13 protein-coding genes are annotated in these 20037 nt (G+C 66.8%); 7 read left to right on the top strand and 6 right to left on the bottom strand.

The features are described from left to right. The first annotated feature begins 104 nt into the window (after positions 1-104). The 5 genes from ACETPF_RS02840 (at position 105) to ACETPF_RS02820 (ending at position 8646) form a co-directional block, all read left to right on the top strand. Positions 105-1400: an MFS transporter gene (locus ACETPF_RS02840; RefSeq protein WP_373932749.1), complete on the top strand. Its 1296-nt coding sequence runs from the start codon at positions 105-107 to the stop codon at positions 1398-1400. Next, complete coding sequence (gene uxaC / locus ACETPF_RS02835; protein ID WP_373932748.1) at positions 1397-2812, top strand: glucuronate isomerase; 1416 nt, start codon at positions 1397-1399, stop codon at positions 2810-2812. Before ACETPF_RS02840 ends, uxaC begins: the two co-directional genes overlap by 4 nt. Next, positions 2809-4287, top strand: a complete 1479-nt coding sequence (locus ACETPF_RS02830; protein ID WP_373932747.1) for a mannitol dehydrogenase family protein — start codon at positions 2809-2811, stop codon at positions 4285-4287. Before uxaC ends, ACETPF_RS02830 begins: the two co-directional genes overlap by 4 nt. A gap of 131 nt (positions 4288-4418) precedes the next feature. Beyond that, positions 4419-7307, top strand: a complete 2889-nt coding sequence (locus tag ACETPF_RS02825) for a TonB-dependent receptor (protein ID WP_373932746.1) — start codon at positions 4419-4421, stop codon at positions 7305-7307. 115 nt (positions 7308-7422) lie between these two features. Continuing rightward, entirely contained in the window at positions 7423-8646 is a 1224-nt protein-coding gene (locus tag ACETPF_RS02820; RefSeq protein WP_373932745.1) for an SGNH/GDSL hydrolase family protein, read from the top strand. Here ACETPF_RS02820 and ACETPF_RS02815 read toward each other — a convergent pair. Continuing rightward, entirely contained in the window at positions 8630-9112 is a 483-nt protein-coding gene (locus ACETPF_RS02815; protein ID WP_373932744.1) for an Lrp/AsnC family transcriptional regulator, read from the bottom strand. The genes ACETPF_RS02820 and ACETPF_RS02815 overlap by 17 nt on opposite strands. A 98-nt stretch (positions 9113-9210) precedes the next feature. On the opposite strand from ACETPF_RS02815, the gene putA reads away from it, so the two are divergent. Together putA and ACETPF_RS02805 are read left to right on the top strand one after the other, a co-directional pair. After that, positions 9211-12804: a trifunctional transcriptional regulator/proline dehydrogenase/L-glutamate gamma-semialdehyde dehydrogenase gene (putA, locus tag ACETPF_RS02810; protein WP_373932743.1), complete on the top strand. Its 3594-nt coding sequence runs from the start codon at positions 9211-9213 to the stop codon at positions 12802-12804. Positions 12805-12901: 97 nt separating this feature from the next. Continuing rightward, positions 12902-14029: a DUF6270 domain-containing protein gene (locus ACETPF_RS02805; protein ID WP_373932741.1), complete on the top strand. Its 1128-nt coding sequence runs from the start codon at positions 12902-12904 to the stop codon at positions 14027-14029. 15 nt (positions 14030-14044) lie between these two features. On the opposite strand, the gene leuA is transcribed toward ACETPF_RS02805, so the two are convergent. The 5 genes from leuA to ACETPF_RS02780 all read right to left on the bottom strand — a co-directional run bounded on the left by leuA (position 14045) and on the right by ACETPF_RS02780 (position 19960). Continuing rightward, the gene (gene leuA / locus ACETPF_RS02800; protein ID WP_373933051.1) at positions 14045-15718 is read right to left on the bottom strand and encodes a 2-isopropylmalate synthase; all 1674 of its coding nucleotides are present in this window, start codon (positions 15716-15718) and stop codon (positions 14045-14047) included. A 242-nt stretch (positions 15719-15960) separates the two neighbouring features. Next, positions 15961-16581: a YceI family protein gene (locus ACETPF_RS02795; protein WP_373932740.1), complete on the bottom strand. Its 621-nt coding sequence runs from the start codon at positions 16579-16581 to the stop codon at positions 15961-15963. A 111-nt stretch (positions 16582-16692) separates the two neighbouring features. After that, the gene (locus tag ACETPF_RS02790; protein ID WP_373933050.1) at positions 16693-17445 is read right to left on the bottom strand and encodes a FadR/GntR family transcriptional regulator; all 753 of its coding nucleotides are present in this window, start codon (positions 17443-17445) and stop codon (positions 16693-16695) included. Between the two features lie 17 nt (positions 17446-17462). Beyond that, positions 17463-18386, bottom strand: a complete 924-nt coding sequence (locus ACETPF_RS02785) for a Gfo/Idh/MocA family protein (RefSeq protein ID WP_373932739.1) — start codon at positions 18384-18386, stop codon at positions 17463-17465. Further along, positions 18383-19960 carry an aldehyde dehydrogenase (NADP(+)) gene (locus ACETPF_RS02780; protein ID WP_373932738.1) on the bottom strand — a complete coding sequence of 526 codons (1578 nt, stop codon included), beginning with the start codon at positions 19958-19960 and terminating at the stop codon, positions 18383-18385. The genes ACETPF_RS02785 and ACETPF_RS02780 overlap by 4 nt, the downstream gene beginning before the upstream one ends. Positions 19961-20037: the final 77 nt, after the last annotated feature.

Below are 20037 nucleotides of genomic sequence, written 5' to 3'. Positions count from 1 at the left end.
ACGGCACCGACATCCGTTCGCCCTGAGCTTGTCGAAGGGCACGCGCGTGCTTCGACAGGCTCAGCACGAACGGATGTTGGGGGCTGTGGTAAATGGATGAGCCAATGACCGCCATCCCCAAACCCTTGGGGCCCAAACCCTCCGGCAAAGTCCGCTGGATCGTCTGCGGCCTGCTCTTCGCGGCGGTGGTGCTGAGCTATGTCGACCGCCTCGTGCTGCCGACGCTCAAGCCCGATCTTCAGGCGCGTTATGGATGGAGCGAGAGCGGCTATGCCGACCTCGCCATCTGGTTCCAGGCGGGCTATGGCATCGCCTATGTCTTCTTCGGCCGCCTGATCGACCGGATCGGCGCGCGGGCGGGCTATGCGTTGGCCGTGACGCTCTGGACGATCGGCCATGTCGCCCACATCTTCTTCACCTCCACCGCCGGGATGCTGCTGGCGCGCATTCCGCTGGCCATCGGGGAGGCGGGAACCTTTCCCGCCGCGATCGCCGCGACCAACGAATGGTTCCCCAAGAAGGAGCGCGCCTTCGCCATCGGCATCTTCAACGCCGGATCGAACGTCGGCGCGATCCTGACGCCGCTGATCGTGCCGATCATCGCGGTGTCGATGGGCTGGCGCTGGGCCTTCATCCTGACCGGCCTGCTGACCGTCGTCTGGCTCGCCGCCTGGCTCGCCTTCTACCGCCGCCCGCGCGAGAAGAAGAGCCTGACGCCCGAAGAACTGGCCTGGATCGAGACCGATCCGGTCGAGCCGCAGCGCCCCGTCAAATGGGCGACTTTGTTCCGTCATCGCCAGACCTGGGCCTATATGCTGGGCCGCTTCCTGATCGATCCGGTGTGGTGGACCTTCCTGTTCTGGCTGCCGGATTTCTTCAACAAGCAATATGGCGTCAAGATGCTGGACTTCGGTCCGCCGCTGATCGCCGTTTACCTGCTGGCCGACGTCGGCTCGATCGCGGGTGGATGGACCTCCTCGCGCCTGATGGGCCGGGGCTGGAGCGTCAACCGCGCCCGCAAGAGCGCGATGCTGCTCGCCGCCCTCTGCGCCGTGCCGATCGCCTTTGCGACAAGCGCGCCATCCATGTGGGTCGCGGTCGGCCTGATCGGCCTCGCCTGCGCCGGGCATCAGGGCTTCTCCGCCAATCTCTACGCGCTGCCGGGCGACGTCTTTCCGCGCTGGATGGCGGGGTCGGTCGTGGGCTTGGGCGGCCTGTCCGGCGCGGTCGGCGGCATGCTGATGGCGAAGTTCGCCGGCGTCATCCTCGAAACCATCGGCAGCTACGGCCCGATCTTCGCCGTCGCCTCGGTCGCCTATCTCGTGGCGCTCGCCGTCATCCATCTTCTCCTGCCCCGCTATCAGCCGGTGGCGATACCCCTTGCCGAAAGCGCCGCATGACCACGCCCTTGCGTCTCCATCCCGATCGCCTTTTTCCGTCCGACCCCTCCACCCGCACCATCGCCCGCGCCCTCTATGCGGGCGTCAAGGATCTGCCGATCGTCAGCCCGCACGGCCACACCGATCCGCGCTGGTTCGCTTATGACGAAGCCTTCGCCAACCCGGCCGAGCTGCTGATCGTGCCCGACCATTATGTGTTTCGGATGCTTTACAGCCAGGGGGTGAAGCTGGAGAAGCTGGGCGTGCCAACCGTCGACGGCAGCCCGACCGAGGCCGATCCGCGCGCCATCTGGCGCCGCTTCGCCGCGCACTATCACCTGTTCCGGGGCACCCCCTCCCGCCTGTGGCTCGACTGGGTGTTCGCCGAGGCGTTCGGCATCGACGTGCAGTTGGAGCGCGCCACCGCCGACCATTATTATGACATCATCGACGCGGCGCTCAAGACCGACGCCTTTCGCCCGCGCGCGCTGTTCGAACGGTTCAACATCGAAGTCATCGCCACCACCGAAGGCCCGCTCGACCCGCTCGACCATCATCGCGCGATCCGGCAGTCGGGCTGGGCGGGCAGGGTAGTCACCGCCTACCGACCCGACCCGGTGATGGACCCCGACATCGCCGGCTTCGCGGACCGGGTGCGCGCCTTCTGCGCCATGGCGGGCCAGGACGCCGGCGGCTTCGCCGGCTATCTGCGCGCGCATGAAAAGCGCCGCGCCGATTTCCGCGCGGCCGGCGCGACCTCGACCGATCACGGCCACCCGGACGCCTTCACCGCACATCTGCCCCCCGCCGATATCGAAGCGCTCTACGCGCGCGCGATGAGCGGCCCGCTGAGCGCCGCCGACGCCCGCCTGTTCCGCGGCCATATGCTGACCGAAATGGCGCGCATGTCGATCGAGGACGGCTTGGTCATGCAGCTCCACCCCGGCGTCCATCGCAGCCACAATGCCGCCGTGCTCGCCCGCTTCGGCCGCGACAAGGGCGGGGACATTCCGCTGCCCGGCGAATTCGTGCAGGCATTGAAGCCCTTGCTCGACCTCTATGGCAACGATCCGCGCCTGACCCTCATTCTCTTCACCCTGGACGAGGACGTCTATTCTCGCGAACTCGCCCCGCTCGCCGGCCATTATCCCGCATTGAAGCTCGGCCCGCCCTGGTGGTTCCATGACAGTCCCGAGGGGATGCGCCGCTTCCGCGAGCGCGCGACCGAGACCGGCGGCTTCTACAACACGGTCGGCTTCAACGACGACACCCGCGCCTTCCTGTCGATCCCGGCGCGGCACGACGTTGCCCGGCGCATGGATTGCGCCTTCCTTGCTCGGCTCGTCGCCGAACATCGGTTGGACGCGGACGAAGCCCACGAACTCGCCCATGCGCTCGCCTATGATCTGGTCAAGAAAGCTTACAAGCTGTGAAAAGACTGTCGTCCGCCACGCTGGCGGATTTGCCCGCCGATGTGATTCGCCCCGGCTATGATCGCGCTGCCGTCCGTCACGGCGTCGTGCATCTCGGCATCGGTGCATTCCACCGCGCCCATCAGGCGGCATTTTTCGACGATGCGCTTGCCGCCGGCGACCTGCGCTGGGGCATCGTCGCAGCCTCGCTCCGCTCGCCTGCCGTGCGCGACCAGATGGAACCGCAGGACGGCCTTTACACCATGCTGGTGCGCGACGGCACGGCCGAGCAGGCGCGCGTCATCGGCGCGGTCCGCCAGGTGCTCGTCGCGCCGGAGGAGCCAGAGGCGCTGATCACCGCGATGGCCTCGCCCGACACGCATATCGTGACGCTGACCATTACCGAGAAGGGCTACAAGCTCGATCCCGCCACCGGCGCGCTGATCGAAGATGATCCGCAGCTCGCCGCCGACCTCGCCTCGCTCGACCGGCCCCAGACCGCGCCCGGCTTCATCGTCGCCGCGCTTGCCCGCCGCCGCGCCGCCGGCCTGCCGCCCTTCACCGCGATCAGTTGCGACAACCTCCCACACAATGGCGCACGGCTGCGCGATGCGGTGGTTGCGCTTGCCCGCCGCCATGACGCTGCGCTGGCCGACTGGATCGCGGCGGAAGGCGCTTTCCCGCAGACGATGGTCGACCGGATCGTGCCCGCCACCACCGAAGAGGATATCGCGCAGCTCTCCGCCCGCCTCGGCGTCGAGGACCGGGCGATGGTCAAGACCGAACCTTTCCGCCAATGGGTGATCGAAGACCGCTTCTGCGGCCCGCGTCCCGATTTCGGCCCCGGCGTTCAGCTGACCGCCGCCGTCGCGCCCTGGGAAGAAGCCAAGCTGCGCCTGCTCAACGGCGCGCATAGTGGGATCGCCTATCTGGGCGGCCTGGCCGGAATCGATCATGTGCACGAAGTGCTGGCGCTGCCCGATGCGCGGCACTTCGTGGAGGCACTGTGGGACGAGGCGGAAACGACGCTATCACCCCCGCCTGAACTGGATGTCGCCGCCTATCGTCGCGCGCTGATGGCCCGCTTCGACAATCCGACGCTGCGCCACCGCACGCGCCAGATCGCCATGGACGGATCGCAGAAGCTGCCCCAGCGCCTGCTCGCGCCGATCGCGGACCGGCTGGCGCGGGGGCAGGGGATCGCCGCGATGGCGCTGGCGGTCGCGGCTTGGATTCGCTGGCAGGCCGGGCGCGACGATATGGGCGCACCGCACGCGGTCGACGACCCGCTGGCGGGTCTGATCGTGCAGCGGCTCGCGCCTGCCTCGACCGCCGCCGATCGGGTGGACGCGATCCTCGGCCTTGCCGCAGTCTTCCCGCCGGGTTTAAGCGACAATGGCGACTTGCGCGACACGCTCGCCCGCTGGCTGGCGATCCTCGAACAGCAGGGCGCTCGCGCCGCGCTCGCCACCCTGCGGCAGGATTGCCACAGGTAAATGTAACGCTACCATTTTTCCCGCTTGTATTATTGACAAGCGTCTAAACAGCGCTATCCACCGCGTCATTGATAACGGTAACAGTAGGCTTGTGTCTAAGCCCTGTGCGCTGGTTCGGAGAGGTTTTTCCCATGTCTGCACATATTCACGCCTTTCGCGCCGCCCTGTTCGCGGCGTCCGCCCTGGGTTCGCTCGGCCTGTCTCAGGTCGCCATGGCGCAGGACGCCGCGCCGCAAACCGCCGCGCCGGACGAAGAAGTCACCGACATCGTCGTGACTGGCATCCGCGGCTCGCTGCAAAGCGCCACCAATGCCAAGAAGAATGCCGTGGCCTTCGGCGACGCCATCTTCGCCGAAGATATCGGCAAGCTGCCCGCGACCAACCTGGCCGAAACACTGAACCGCATGCCGGGCGTCCGCCTCAACCGCGACATCACCGGCGAAGGCACGCAGGTGGCGATTCGCGGCCTTGGCCCCAGCTTCTCGAAGGTGCTGCTGAACGGATCGCAGATCGCGGTCGCGTCGGACGGTGGCACCACCGGCGGCGGCGGCGACAACCGCCAGGTCGATCTCGACTTCTTCCCGTCGGAACTCTTCACCCGGCTCGATCTCGCCAAGTCGGCGACCGCTTCCACCATCGAAGGCGGCATCGCCGGCACGGTCAACCTCCGCAACGCGCGGCCGTTCGACAAGCCCGGCACCCATGTCACGGTCGTCGCACAGGGCCAATATACCGACAGCAATGACAAGATCAGCCCGCGCGGCGCGCTGGTTGCCAGCCAAACCACCGACACGTTCGGCATCCTGCTCGGCGTCGCCGGCGTCAAGACCAAGACTCGCGTCGACGGCTTCGACACGGTGGGCTGGACCGACGGCAATCTGGGCGCGGGCGATCCGGGCGGCAACAATTTCACCTGGGCCTCGGTCGTGCCGCGCAACGCTGGCCACGGCCTCGTCGCCGGTCAGCCGGTCGATGTCGTCGCGACTTCGGGCCTGACCCGGGGCCAACTCAGCACCGCGCTGATCCCGCGTCTCGCCCGCAACGCGCTCACCACCGGCGACCGCTCGCGCATTTCGGCGCTCGCGTCGGTCGAATGGCGTCCGAGCGACGCGCTGCACTTCGCGATCGACGGCATCTGGGCCAAGTCCACGCGCGACTTCACCCGCGTCAACATGAACTGGCAGGTCCGCAACTCCGGCCCCGGCACCAGCCCGCAATCGACCGGCGGCATGATCCCGATCGACCTCACTGTGGACGAAAACAACGTCGTCACCAGCGGCACCTTCGCCAACTCCTCCTTCTTCCTGGAGGCGAGCCGCTTCAAGCAGACCACCCATTTCTGGAACATCAACCCCAGCGTCACTTGGCAGCCGACCGACAAGCTCAAGGTCGTCGCCAACCTCAACATGTCGAAGAGCCGCTTCTTCCGCGAGCAGCCGACCTGGGCGTTCCAGACGACGCCGCAGTCGGGTGTCGATGTCTATTATGACAACACGGACGGCTATTATCCGCAGATCACGACCAATATCGATCTCAACAGCCCGGCCGCCGGCTGGCAATGGTATCGCCAGAATGTCCAGAATGTCCGCCGTCGCACCGAAACGCAGGGCGCGCATCTCGACCTCGTCTATGGCGACGAATATCTGAACTTCAAGGTCGGCGCCGCCTATGACCGCGCTAAGCGCCTCGTGCGCGCCTTCGACAACAGCTCGGCCTATCAGCTGACGGTGTGCGGCGCGAATTGTGCCGGTCAGACGGGAACGATCACCAACGCACAGGTGCCGCAATATCTGTTGCCCTTCCCTGTGAACAATTTCGGCCATCTGGCGAACCGCAATGTCGGCTACTCCGCCTTCGTCGTGCCGGACTTCAACGCCATCATCGATGCCACCAACTATAACCAGTTCCGCGACAACGCCCCCGAAGCGCGCGGCGCGGTCACCGGCGGCGCGACCGGCGATGTCGATGAGAAGGTGTGGGGCGCCTATTTCGAGGTCAACGGCCGTACCACGCTGGTCGGCCGCGACCTGGATGTGAACGCCGGCATGCGCTACGCCCGCACCAAGCAGAATGTGCTCGGCCCGAGCCAGGTCGGCACCACCATCGTCGATATTGAGGCGAATTCCACCTACGAGAATTTCCTGCCCGCGCTCAACGTCACCTGGAGCGCCCTGGACAATCTCAAGCTGCGCTTCTCGGCCTCGCGGACGATGACGCGACCGGAAGCCAGCAACATCCTGCCGGGCGTCACTTTCTCCGATCCGTCGGCGCTGATTGCGACCGCCGGCAACCCGGACCTTCAGCCTTTCACCTCGAACAATCTCGACATCGGCGGCGAATATTATACCGGCGGCATCGGCTATATCGGCGTGACTGGATTCCAGAAGACTATCCAGGGCTTCACGCTGACGCAGCAGAGCCAGGTGACCTTCGGATCGCTGAACATCCCCTTCGCAAGCCTGCAATCGACTCAGCAGAATGCGCTCAACGACCGCGCCCGCGCCACGGGTCTGGCCGTCGAGAACCTGCCGATCACGGTCAACCGTCCGGTCAACCTCCAGTCGCTCAAGATCCAGGGGATCGAGGCGACCTGGGTGCAGCCGCTCGACTTCCTGGTGAAGGGCCTCGGCTTCTCGGCCAACGGCACTTACCTCAAGCAGTCCTCGGCGTCCGGCCTGGTCGCCACCGGCGTGCCCAAATGGTCCTACAATCTTCAGGGCTTCTATGAGGATCACGGCCTGTCGGTCAGCCTGAACTATGTCTGGAACGACAAGTCGATCGGCCAGAACGGTCCGCAGAACGGCATCAGCAACGCCTTCCTCGGCAATGACTCGCGCGGTCAGCTTGACCTGTCGGCGGGATATCAGCTGCCCTTCTTCAACAAGGCGCTGCGCCTGACGGTGGACGTACTCAACATCACCAACGAGCCGATCCGCACCATCTTCGCCTACGACAACGCGCCCTATTCGATCTTCTACCCCGGTCGCCAGGTTCTGGCCGGCATCCGGGCGAACTTCTGATCCTCCCCCTGAGGACAACTTGAGGGGCCGGCCGCAACGCCGGCCCTTTTTCTTTCTGGACATTTGTTCCGTTCGGGCTGAGCGAAGTCGAAGCCCTTTTCTTGGGGAGCCCGAGATGCGACCGTTGATCTTCCTGCCCCTGGCCCTCATCGCCGCCGCCCCCGCGCAAGCGAAGGAGTGTGCGCCCGCCTGGGTCGCCGCCTGGGCCTCGGCGCAATATGAGCCGGTAAACGACGCCGTCCTGCCCCCCGGCACGCTCAAGGACCAGACGCTGCGCCAGATCATCCGCCCTTCCGTGGCGGGCGACCGGCTGCGCGTGCGCCTCTCCAATGTCGCCGGCACCCAGCCGTTGCGGATCGCGGGCGTCAGCATCGCGCGGGCGTTGGGCAGCGCGTCACCGGCCGTCGATCCGGCCAGCGTTCTCCCGCTCCGCTTCGATGGAAAGGCGGACGTGATCGTCCCGCCGGGCGCGGACTATCTGTCCGATCCGGTGCCGATGCCGGTCGCGGCGCTGGCGAATATCGCGGTCTCCATCCGCTATGACGGCGAACCGGAACAAACCTCGCACCCCGGCTCGCGCGCGACATCGTGGCATCTGCCGGGCCATCATCTGTCCGACGCCACGATGGCCGATGCATCCCATTTCGACCACTGGTTCCACCTTTCCGGCCTGGAAGTCGAGCGCTGCGCCCCGGCAAGGCTGATCGTCGCGCTGGGCGATTCGATCACCGACGGCCGCGGCTCCACCACCAACGGCAATGATCGCTGGACCGATCGCCTGGCCGAGCGGCTTCAGGCCGATCGCAAGCGGCGCAAAACCGCCATCGTCAATCAGGGGATCGGAGGCAACCGGCTGCTCGACGATGGCCTTGGCCCCAACGCGGTCGCCCGCCTCGACCGCGACGTTCTGGGCCAGCCGGGCGTCACCCACCTGATCCTGCTCGAAGGCATCAACGATCTCGGCACGCTGACCCGCGAAGCCCCGGTCAGCCGCCAGGCGCACGAAGCCCATGTCGCCCGTATCATCGGCGCCTACCGGCAGATCATCGCCCGCGCCCGAGCGAAGGGTATCAGGGTCATCGGCGCTACAATCATGCCTTTCGTCGGCAACGACTATTATCATGCCGACGCGCAGAATGAGGCGGATCGGCAGGCGGTCAACGCCTGGATCCGGCAGCCCGGCCATTTCGACGCCGTGATCGACTTCGACCGCGTCACCCGCGACCCCGCGCGCCCCGACCGCCTGCTGCCCGCCTATGATGTCGGCGACGCGCTCCATCCTTCGCCCGCTGGCTACAGGGCGATGGGCGACGCTGTGCCGCTCAGCCTCTTCGACTGACCCGCCGGCTCCCCGACTCCAGCACTGTTTCCATCGCGACGAAGGTGGATGTGCTGGCGACATGGGGCAGGGCGCTGATCTTCTCGCCCAGCACCGCGCGATATCGGCGGATGTCGGCGGTCCGCACCTTCAGCAGATAGTCGAAATTGCTCGCCAGCATGTGACATTCCTCGACCTCGGGGATGCGGCGCACCGCCGCGTTGAACTCTTCCAGCGCCGCTTCCCGCGTGTCGCTCAGCTTCACCTCGGTAAAGGCGACATGGTCCATGCCCATTTTCGCCGGATCGACGATCGCGCGAAAGCCGCGGATGACGCCGCTCTCCTGCAACCGCCGCAGCCGCACCTGGCAGGGCGTCTTGGACAGGCCCACCGCAGCCGCCAAATCGGTGACGGTCATCCGCCCATCCTCCACCAGCGCGGCGATGATGCGGCGGTCATATTCGTCGAGATCGGGCGATTTTTCCATTCTTTCTGCCTAGCATGACATCGATAATAAGTCATTCGGCCTCAATTCGGGGTCGAGATAAGCCGGAATGACGTTGGCTCCTCCGCTATAATGCCCCTATGACCGGACAGCCCTTCGCCACCTTCGCCCCCGCCATCCGTCAGGCCACCCCGCTGCGCGCCGCGATCACCGCCGCCTATCGCCGAGACGAGGCGGCGGCGATGGCGCCGCTGATCCGCTCCGCCACCCTGCCGGCCAAGGTCCGCGCCGCGATCGCCGAAACCGCTACCAGCCTCGTCACCGCGCTGCGCGCCAACCGCAAGGGCAGCGGCGTGGAAGGGCTGGTGCAGGAATATGCGCTCTCCAGTCAGGAGGGCGTGGCGCTCATGTGCCTTGCTGAAGCGCTGCTCCGCATCCCCGACACCGCGACCCGCGACGCCCTCATCCGCGACAAGATCGCCGACGGCGACTGGGGATCGCATCTGGGGGGCGGCAAGTCGCTGTTCGTCAACGCCGCCACCTGGGGCCTGGTCGTCACCGGCAAGCTGGTCGGCAGCGTCGATGATCGCGGCCTCACCGCCGCGCTCACCCGCCTCGTTGCCCGCGCGGGCGAGCCGGTCATCCGGCGGGGCGTCGACCTCGCCATGCGGATGATGGGCGAACAGTTCGTCACTGGCGAAACCATCGGCGAGGCATTGAAGCGCGCCCGCGACATGGAGGCGAAAGGCTTCGCATACAGCTACGACATGCTGGGCGAGGCCGCGACCACCGCCGCCGACGCCGCGCGTTACTATGCCGATTATGAAAACGCCATCCACGCCATCGGCAAAGCGTCCGCCGGGCGTGGCATCTATGCCGGCCCGGGCATCTCGATCAAGCTCTCCGCCCTCCACCCCCGCTACAGCCGCGCGCAGGCCGACCGCGTCATGAGCGAACTGCTCCCCGCCGTGAAGACACTCGCCGCGCTCGCCAAAAGCTACGACATCGGCTTCAACATCGACGCGGAGGAGGCCGACCGGCTCGAACTATCGCTCGATCTGCTCGAAAGCCTGGCGCTGCACCCCGACCTCGCCGGCTGGAACGGCCTCGGCTTCGTCGTGCAGGGCTATGGCAAGCGCTGCCCCTTCGTCATCGACTGGATCGTGGACCTCGCCCGCCGCGCGAACCGCCGCATCATGGTCCGCCTGGTCAAGGGCGCCTATTGGGACGCGGAAATCAAGCGCGCGCAGGTGGACGGGCTGGAGGGGTTCCCGGTCTATACCCGCAAGCTCCACACCGACATCGCCTATATCGCCTGCGCGCAGAAGCTGCTGGGCGCGCGCGATGCCGTCTTCCCGCAATTCGCCACCCATAATGCCCAGACGCTGGCGACCATCCATCATCTCGCCGGCCGGGATTTCGCGATCGGCGACTATGAGTTCCAATGCCTGCACGGCATGGGCGAGCCGCTCTACGAACAGGTCGTCGGCGCGGACAAGCTCGACCGCCCCTGCCGCATCTACGCCCCGGTCGGCACGCACGAAACGCTGCTCGCCTATCTTGTCCGCCGCCTGCTGGAAAATGGCGCGAATAGCAGCTTCGTCAACCGCATCGCCGATCCGCAAGTGCCCATCGCGGACCTTGTCGCCGACCCGGCCGATATCATCCGCGCCATGCCGCATCCCGGCGATCCGCATGACCAGATCGCGCTGCCGGCCGACCTCTACCCCGACCGCCGCAACTCCGCCGGGCTCGACCTCAGCAACGAAGCGACGCTTGCCGACATCGGCGAATCGCTTCGCCATAGCGCGACGCTGAACTGGACTGCCGCGCCGCAGGACGGGGCAGGGGAGAGCCGTCCGGTCCTCAACCCCGCCGATCATCGCGACATTGTCGGCCATGTCACCGAAGCCTCGCCCGACGAAGCGCGCGCCGCCGCCGCCCGTGCCGCAACCTCGCGCTGGGCCGATGTGCCGGTCGCCGATCGCGCCGCCGCGCTCGATCGCGCCGCCGACGCGATGCAGGCCCGCATGCCCATCCTCCTCGGCCTCATCGTCCGCGAAGCCGGCAAGTCGCTGCCCAACGCCATCGCCGAAGTCCGGGAAGCGATCGACTTCCTGCGCTATTACGCCGCCCAGGCTCGCGCCACCTTCGGCCCGGCGCAGCGGGCCTTGGGCGTCGTCACCTGCATCTCCCCCTGGAACTTCCCGCTGGCGATCTTCACCGGACAGGTCGCCGCCGCTCTGGTCGCGGGCAACGCCGTCCTCGCCAAGCCGGCCGAGGAAACCCCGCTCATCGCCGCCGAGGCGGTGCGCCTGCTGCATGATGCGGGCATCCCGACCGACGCCCTCCACCTCGTCCCCGGTGACGGCGCCATCGGCGCGGCCCTCGTCGCCGCGCCTGAAACGCAGGCGGTGATGTTCACCGGCTCGACCGACGTCGCCCGCCTGATCCAGAAGCAGCTCGCCACCCGCCTCTCGCCCGCCGGCAAGCCGATCCCGCTGATCGCCGAAACAGGTGGCCAGAACGCGATGATCGTCGACAGCAGCGCGCTCGCGGAGCAGGTGGTGGCGGACGTCATCGCCTCCGCCTTCGACAGCGCCGGGCAGCGCTGCTCCGCGCTTCGTATCCTCTGCCTTCAGGACGATATTGCCGACCGCACGCTCGCCATGCTGAAGGGCGCGCTTGGCGAACTCCGCATCGGCCGCACCGATGCTCTGAAGGTCGATATCGGCCCCGTCATCAGCGCCGAAGCCCGCGACAGCATCAACCGCCATATCGCCGCGATGGAGGCATGGGGCCGCCGGATCGACCAGAGCCTGCTGCCGCCCGAAGCCGCGCACGGCACCTTCGTGCCCCCCACCATCATAGAGATCGACAGCATCGCGGACTTGAGCCGCGAGATATTCGGCCCGGTCCTCCACGTCCTGCGGTTCCGCCGCGAGGGGATGGACGCGCTGGTCGATGCCATCAACGCCACCGGCTATGGCCTGACCTTCGGCCTGCACACCCGCCTCGACGAAACCATCGCGCGCGTGACCGAGCGGGTGAAGGTCGGCAACATCTACGTCAACCGCAACGTCATCGGCGCGATCGTGGGGGTTCAGCCCTTCGGCGGCTGCGGCCTGTCGGGCACCGGGCCAAAGGCGGGCGGGCCGCTCTATCTCGGCCGGCTGGTGACGACCCCGCCGGTTTTCGCCGAGCGCGTCAGCCATCTCCGCTCGCCGCTCAGCGCCTTCGCCGACTGGCTCGACGCGCAGGGCGAGGGGGATGCCGCCGCGCAGGCCCGCCATATGGGCGACGCGTCGGCGCTCGGGGTTGAACTGACGCTTCCCGGCCCGGTGGGCGAACGCAACCTTTATGCGCTTCATCCGCGCGGCCGCGTCCTGTTGCGCCCCGCGACGCGCCAGGGACTGTTTCGCCAGATGGCGGCGGTGCTCGCCACCGGCAATGTCGGCGTGGTGGAAGGCGTGACCCCGCCGCCCGGCCTGCCGTCGGAGGTTGCCGCCCGCTTCAGCAGCATCGCCACCGGCCCCTATGCCGCCGCGCTGGTGGAAGGGGACGCGGCGAAAATCCTCGCCACGATGCAGCATGTCGCCGACCTTCCCGGCCCGATCGTCCCCGTCCATGCCGACGCGCAAGGCTATTGCCTCGACTGGCTGCTGGAAGAACGATCGACTTCGATCAACACCACGGCGGCTGGCGGCAACGCCAGCCTCATGATGATTGGATAGTTACCGATTGTTTCCGCCGCGGCGCCAAGGGTTGACCCGCCATAGCCGATCCCCTCTTATGTGACAGTTCGATGTCAACCGTGGGGAAGGGGTCGGGGTGAACGTCGCTTATGTAGGAAGTTGTTATAGCGAGGAATTCATCAAGCATGTGCTTGATGATCCCGTGCCCAGTCTTCGCTTCTTTCGCGTCAGCAGCGTCAGTTTGATGGACCCGCAGGTGCTCGACCTCGGGGACATGTCGGAACTGACGCCGGAATGTCGGCGGCACCTGTCCTACGAAAATCGCAAGAATTTCCGGCAGCGAATGCGTGAGGTCGCGCCTGACCTGCTGGTGGTGGATTTCATCCGTGACATACGATGCGCGCTGCTGACCGACGGCGAAGGCTTTATGTCCTTTCCTTACGAACTGATCGCCGAGCCGCGCCCGCCCAGAACGACATTTCTCGATCGGTTTGAAATCATTCCGTTCGGCTCGCCCGACTATGTCCGCCTCCATCGGCAGGCGCTCAACCGCTTCTGCAATTTCATGAACGAAGCGCTGCCGGACTGCCGTGTCCTCATCCTCAATTTCAAGCCGACTTGGGATTATCGCGGGCGCGCGCGCACCCATATCGACTTCCGCTCCGATTTCATGGCGTGGAGCGCGCGGGCGCCGATGCAGGATATGATGGGCCGTTACTGCGCCGAACGCATCGAGGCTGCGACCCTTCTCGATTATGACGGGCCTTTATGGAGCGACGACAATGCGAAATATGGTCCCGCCTCGGTGCATTATGCGGCCGCATGCTGGCGGCTGATGGAGCGGCGGTTCGACCGGGAAAACTTCGCCTTCCATCCGGCCGAACCGCCGAGCGCGGTGGAACTCGGCGCCCGCCTGCGGGCCAGCTTCGATGCGTTCGGTGAAGAGGCCCCACTGCTGGAGAATGGCCGGTGGCGGCGGCTGGCGCGATCGGGGGCCGATGTGCTCACCGATCTCGTTCCCGTGCTCATGCAGGAGATGGTGCACCGCCACGGCTTGAACCGGCCGCCCAACGTGGTCGATGCCTATAACGCTTTCGTCTGGCTCCTGGGCCGGCCACCCGAAAGCATCGAGACGCTGATGGCGCACGCCGCCTTGCCGAACCTGGACGCCCTTCGTCAGTGGCTGATGACGGCCGAAGAGTTCAAGATACGCTACGACGAAATGCTGGAGCGCCCGTCGATCAGGGACCAGCCGCCAGGCTGATCCCCGCGCGCCGCGTCACCCTCGTGCCGCCACCCCGTTCGCAGCGGACAGCACCGCCTTCACCGAAGCGGTCGCCACGTCGCTGTCGGTGCCGACGCCGAAGATGGTGCGCCCGTCGGTCGTGCGGCACTCGACATAGGCGGCCGCGTTCACATTGCTGCCCGCGCCGATCGCATGTTCGCTATAGTCGGCGATCTCCAGTTCGACCCCGAACGCCTCGCGCAGCGCCGCCAGCACCGAGGAGAGGAGGCCGTTGCCGCGCCCGGATACGGAACGCTCGACGCCGTCATGGGCGATCGTGCCGGTGAAGATGCGGTCGCCCGCCTGTCCGCCCTCATGATAGTCGATCAGGGCGTAGGGCTGTGTCCCGGTCAGGCAGTAATGCGCCTCGAACGCCTCGCCGATGTCGGCCGCGTTGAGCTCGCGGCTGCTGCTGTCGGCCAGAGCCTGCACCACCTTGGAGAAATCCGCCTGCATCCGCTTGGGCAGCTTGTAGCCCTTGTCCTGTTGCAGCACCCAGGCGACGCCGCCCTTGCCCGACTGCGAATTGACGCGGATCACCGCTTCATAGTCGCGGCCCAGATCCTTGGGGTCGATGGGCAGATAGGGCACGTTCCAAATCTGGTCGTTGCGCGCCTCCTGCGCGGCAAAGCCCTTCTTGATCGCATCCTGATGGCTGCCGGAAAAGGCGGTGAAAACCAGTTCGCCGGCATAGGGATGGCGCGGGTGCACCGGCAGCTGGTTGCAATATTCGACCGTCTGGATGACCTCGTCGATGTCGGAAAAGTCGAGGCCGGGATTGATTCCCTGGGTGTACATGTTGAGCGCGACGGTCACCAAATCGCAATTGCCGGTGCGCTCGCCATTGCCGAACAGGCAGCCTTCGACGCGGTCCGCGCCTGCCATGATTCCCAGTTCCGCCGCAGCGACGCCGGTGCCCCGGTCGTTATGCGTGTGCAACGAAATCACCACGCTGTCGCGCTTCGAAATATTGCGGCAAATCCATTCGATCTGGTCGGCATAGATGTTGGGCGTCGCACATTCGACTGTCGCGGGCAGGTTCAGGATCAGCGGCCGTTCCGGCGTCGGCCGCAATATCTCCATCACCGCCTCGCAACATTCCAGGCTGAAATCTAGCTCGGCGGTCGAGAAGGTTTCCGGCGAATATTCGAAGTGCCAGTCCGTGTCGGGCTGGGCGGCGGCATGGTCGCGCAGCAGCTTGGCGGCATGGACCGCGATGTCCCGCACCTCATGCCGTTCCATCTGGAACACGATGTTCCGCCAGGCGGGCGACACGGCGTTATAGACATGCACGATCGCCTTTTTCGCGCCGCGCAGGCTCTCGAACGTGGTGGCGATCAGGTCCGCGCGCGCCTGCGTCAGCACCTGCGGCATCACATCGTCGGGGATCGCGCCATCGCGCACCAGCCCCGAAATGAAGTCGAACTCGGTCGCCCCCGCGCTCGGGAAGCCGACCTCGATCTCCTTGACCCCCACCTTCAGCAGCAGGTCGAAGAAGCGCCGCTTCTTCTCCGCGTTCATGGGATCGATCAGCGACTGGTTGCCGTCGCGCATGTCGGTCGACAGCCAGCGGGGCGGGGCGGTAATGACGCGCGACGGCCATTGCCGGTCGGGCAGGTCCACTTGCGGGAAGGGGCGGTATTTCAGGGACGGTTCGGTCAGCATGATGGCTATTCCTGCGCGGCGCGCCCGTGGCGCGTCCGGTGATCGACTTGACTGATATGAGTGCCCTTAGGCGGATCAACGCTGCCCTTTAGTCGGTAGGCAGCCCAAAAGCCACGCCTAAGGGCGTGTAAGTCGAAGCAGGGTAAGAAGCGCGACGCTCTGCATGATGAAGCGCCCATAACGCAGAATGGGGCCGACTTGCAAGCCGGCCCCATTCCCGTCCCAGGATTATGCCGTGCGCCGGATTACTGCTTCTCGAAGCCGGCGATGACCTTCAGCTCGATCGCGTCGCCCACCATCGGCACGCCGTAGCCCATGCCGAACTCGCTGCGTTTGATCGTGCCGGTGGCGACGAAGCCGATATTCTCCTTCTTGCTCATCGGCTGCACGCCCGCGCCGTAAAATTCGGCGTCCAGCGTGACCGGCTTGGTAACGCCGTGCAGGGTGAGGTTGCCGGTGATCTCCGCGCCGGTCGCGCCTTCGGGCTTGACGCTGGTCGATACGAAGGTCGCGGTCGGGAATTTCGCCGCGTCGAAAAAGTCCGGCTTCATCAGATGCTCGTCCAGCTTGGCGACGCCGGTGCGCAGGTTCGCGATCTGGAACGTCACCTCGACCTTGCTGTTGGCGGGGTTGGCCTTGTCCAGCGTCAGCGTGCCGGTCGGCTCGGCGATCGTGCCGGCGTTGTTGGTGAAGCCCATATGATCCCAGGCAAAGACGACCTGGGTGTGGCCGCCATCGACCTTGTAGCTGCCGCCGCTCACCTTCGCGGCGTCCTTGCTGCCGGGCGCGGACGGGGCCTGCGCGATGACGATGGTGCCGCCGGCAATCGCGATCAGGGCAGCGGCGGGGATGAGAAATTTCTTCATGGGGCAAGACTCTCCGAAATGCTCAAGGGGCACCACCACAATAGGCGGCGGCCCCCAATCAATCCAGAGCCGTGAAGGCGAACGGATCGTTTCGGTAAACGCCCATCCTACCTAAGGTTTTGGCAGAGAGTCGAAGCCGCCCGGCTCGTTCATCGGTATGTCCATGTCGGCGAGCGCCAGCCGCAGCAACTCCATCATCGCGGCGCGCGCGGCGGCGGTGTCGCGGCTGGCGATGGCCGCGAAGACGGCGCGATGGTCGGGCAGGGGATCGCGCGGCATCATCTGCTTGCGATGCTTGAAGGTGGTGGTCCAGCTCACCGCAGCCCCGACCGAACTCGCCAGCGCAGCGAGCGCGTCATTATGCGTCGCGGCAAGCACCGCATGGTGGAACCGCTGGTCCGCCGCGCGCCCGTCGGGGCTGGAGAGGCCATGTCGGCCCATCTCCGCCAGCGCGGCCTCCATGACGGCAAGCTGCTCGTCGGTCCGCCGCCGGGCGGCAAACTCCGCCGCCGCCGGCTCGATCACACCGCGCAGTTCGAACAGGTCGCGGATGAAATCGGCGTCGGGCTCGCCCGCGAACATCCAGGCCAGCATTTCGGGGTCCAGCACGTTCCAGCGGGATCGCGGCAGCACGCGGGTGCCCGCCTTGGGCCGGCTTTCCAACATCCCCTTGGCGATCAGGATGCGCACCGCCTCGCGATAGGCGGTGCGGGACACGCCCAGCCGGTCCGATGCATCGATCTCGCCCTCGAACAGGTCACCCGGCTTGTGCCGGCCGGTCAGGATCGCGGTCCCCAGGTCGCGGGCGATCGCCTGATGGATGCGGAGCGCGCTTTCCTCGCCTGGCTTGTCCGCGCTCCCCATCATCCCCGCTCCGTCGGTTAGTCCTCGAATGCCGCCGTAGGGCAATGCCGCCCGCAAAGGAAGGCGTCGGCCACGATCCGCAACGGCGCGAGGTCGACGTCGATCCGCCGCTCCGCCACCAGTCCCACGAAGCGGCGATACATCGCCGGATATTCCTCATCCGGCGCTTTCAGCTGCACCTCGCCGTCGAGCCGCAGCGTGTTCCCGCCCTCCGACAGCAGCAGACTGCCCCGGTCGGTCTCGACCGCGATGTCCCAGGTCTGCGGCCCGGTCTGCCGCCAGTCGAACACGGCATCGACCGGAGCGCCCGATGCCGTCGCCATTTTCAGCGTCGCGCCGATCGGCGCCTGCTTGTTCTCCGGCACTTCCAGTTCGGCCGACAGCAGCATCACGGCCTCCGGCACGATCTCGGTCAGGATCGACAGCGCGTTGATGCCCGGATCGAATACGCCAAAGCCGCCCGGCTCCCAGATCCAGGGCTGGCCCGGATGCCAGTGCCGCACATCCTCGCGCCACTGGATGTCGATGCTGCGGATCGTCCGCTCCCCGATCCACGCCTTCGCCTGCGCGACGGCGGCGGCATAGCGGCTGTGCCAGCTTGCGTAGAGCGTGACATTATGCGCCTGCGCCAGCGCCACCAGCGCCTCCACCTCGGTCACGGTCGCGCCCGGCGGTTTTTCGAGGAAAACATGCTTCCCCGCCAATATCGCCTGCCGCGCCGCCGCATAGCGCACCTGCGGCGGCTGGCAGAGGATGACGGCGTCGAGGTCGTGTTCGCCCGCCAGCATCGCGCCGAGATCGGGGTAATTATTCACCCCATCCCCCCGCGCGTTGCGGCTGGCAACCGCGACCAGGTCGATGCCGTGGATCGTCTCGATCGCGGGCAGGTGCTGGTCGCGCGCGATCTTGCCGAGGCCGACGAGCCCTGCCCGGATCGTCATGCGGCGCAGTCCAGCTTGCCCTCGATCCGGCGGGTCAGACCCCACGGATTGCTCTCCTGCAACGCGGGCGGCAGCAGCGCGTCGGGCACGTCCTGATAGCAGACGGGGCGCAGGAAGCGCATCATCGCCAGCGTGCCGACCGAGGTCGAGCGGCCATCGGCGGTGGAGGGGAAGGGGCCGCCATGGACCATGGCGTGCGTCACTTCGACGCCGGTGGGCCAGCCATTGGTCAGGATGCGCCCGACCTTGCGGCTGAGCGTCGGCAGCAGCTTGGCCGCATCCGCCTCGTCGCCCGAGCCCAGCTGAAGCGTCGCGGTCAGCTGGCCTTCGAGGCCCGCGATGGTGGCGATCACTTCCTCAATGCTGGAGCAGCGGATCAGGACCGACGAGGAACCGAACACTTCCTCCGCCAGCACCGGGTTGCTCTCGAACGTCGCCCGGTCGGTCGCGAAGAAGGCCGCCTGGCCCCGGTTTACGCCCTCCGGCTCGGTGCCGCGCGCCACGGTGGTCACGCCGTCCGCGCCGACCAGCGCGGCAACGCCCTTCTCATAGGCCTGGTGGATGCCCGGCGTCAGCATGACCTGCGGCGCTGCGCCCGACAGCGCCTGCGCTGCCGAAGCGACGAACGTGTCGAGGTCCGGCCCGTCGAGCGCGATGACGAGGCCGGGGTTGGTGCAGAACTGCCCCGATCCCATGGTCAGCGACGCGACGAAGCCCGCGCCCAGCGCCTCGGCGCGGTCCTTGAGCGCCCCCGGCAGCAGCACGACCGGATTGATCGACGACATTTCGGCATAGACCGGGATCGGCTCCTTGCGCTCGGCCGCGATCTTCATGAGCGCGGTGCCGCCGCCACGCGACCCGGTGAAGCCCACCGCCTTGATGCGATGGTCGGCGACCAGCGCGCTGCCCAGCGATCGATCCGCGCCCGGCAGATAGGAAAACACGCCTTCGGGCAGGCCGCAGCTCGCGACCGCCGCCTGAATGGCGCGGGCGACCAGCTCGCCGGTGCCGGGATGGGCGCTATGCCCCTTGACGATCACTGGCGATCCGGCGGCGAAGGCCGACGCGGTGTCGCCGCCCGCGACCGAGAAGGCGAGCGGGAAGTTGGACGCGCCGAACACCGCGACCGGGCCGACCGAATGGTTGACGCGGCGCAGGTCGGCGCGCGGCAGCGGCGCGCGGTCCGGCATCGCCCGGTCGATGGTGGCGTCGAGCCAGTCGCCCAGGCGCACATAGGATGCGAACAGGCGCAGCTGGCCCACGGTGCGGCCACGCTCGCCCTCCAGCCGGGGGCGGGGGAGGCCGGTTTCGGCCATCGCGGTTTCGATCAGCAGGTCGCCGATCCCCATGATATTGTCGGCTACCGTCTCCAGGAAGGTCGCGCGCGCATCGGGGGACAGGGTGGAGAAGGTCTCGAACGCGGCGTCGGCCAGCGCGGCGGCTTCCTCGACCTCGGCGGGCATGGCGCTCGAAAAGGCGACCTCGCCCTTTTCGCCCGTGGAAGGGTTGATGGCGCTGAAGGGGGTGCCGCTATGGCGCTCGCTCGCGCCGATAAGGATGGCTCCGTTGAACATGGCTGTCTCCTGATGATGTCGGGAAGAAGGCGGGGTCGGGCACCAGATGGCCCGCCATTCCCCGCCTTTCAATAGGA

It is taken from the genome of Sphingobium agrisoli (genome assembly GCF_041877245.1).
GTDB lineage: Bacteria > Pseudomonadota > Alphaproteobacteria > Sphingomonadales > Sphingomonadaceae > Sphingobium.
Note: the sequence above shows the minus strand (reverse complement) of the source record. Positions and strands in the feature narration are given on the sequence as shown.

Excerpts from the sequence above, each read along its gene's own strand:
- ACETPF_RS02785 (WP_373932739.1), bottom strand. The coding sequence starts at position 18,386 with ATGACGATCCGGGCAGGGCTCGTCGGCCTCGGCAAGATCGCGCGCGAC.
- ACETPF_RS02795 (WP_373932740.1), bottom strand. The coding sequence starts at position 16,581 with ATGAAGAAATTTCTCATCCCCGCCGCTGCCCTGATCGCGATTGCCGGC.
- ACETPF_RS02840 (WP_373932749.1), top strand. The coding sequence starts at position 105 with ATGACCGCCATCCCCAAACCCTTGGGGCCCAAACCCTCCGGCAAAGTC.
- ACETPF_RS02820 (WP_373932745.1), top strand. The coding sequence starts at position 7,423 with ATGCGACCGTTGATCTTCCTGCCCCTGGCCCTCATCGCCGCCGCCCCC.
- ACETPF_RS02825 (WP_373932746.1), top strand. The coding sequence starts at position 4,419 with ATGTCTGCACATATTCACGCCTTTCGCGCCGCCCTGTTCGCGGCGTCC.
- ACETPF_RS02780 (WP_373932738.1), bottom strand. The coding sequence starts at position 19,960 with ATGTTCAACGGAGCCATCCTTATCGGCGCGAGCGAGCGCCATAGCGGC.
- ACETPF_RS02815 (WP_373932744.1), bottom strand. The coding sequence starts at position 9,112 with ATGGAAAAATCGCCCGATCTCGACGAATATGACCGCCGCATCATCGCC.
- ACETPF_RS02790 (WP_373933050.1), bottom strand. The coding sequence starts at position 17,445 with ATGGGGAGCGCGGACAAGCCAGGCGAGGAAAGCGCGCTCCGCATCCAT.
- putA (WP_373932743.1), top strand. The coding sequence starts at position 9,211 with ATGACCGGACAGCCCTTCGCCACCTTCGCCCCCGCCATCCGTCAGGCC.
- uxaC (WP_373932748.1), top strand. The coding sequence starts at position 1,397 with ATGACCACGCCCTTGCGTCTCCATCCCGATCGCCTTTTTCCGTCCGAC.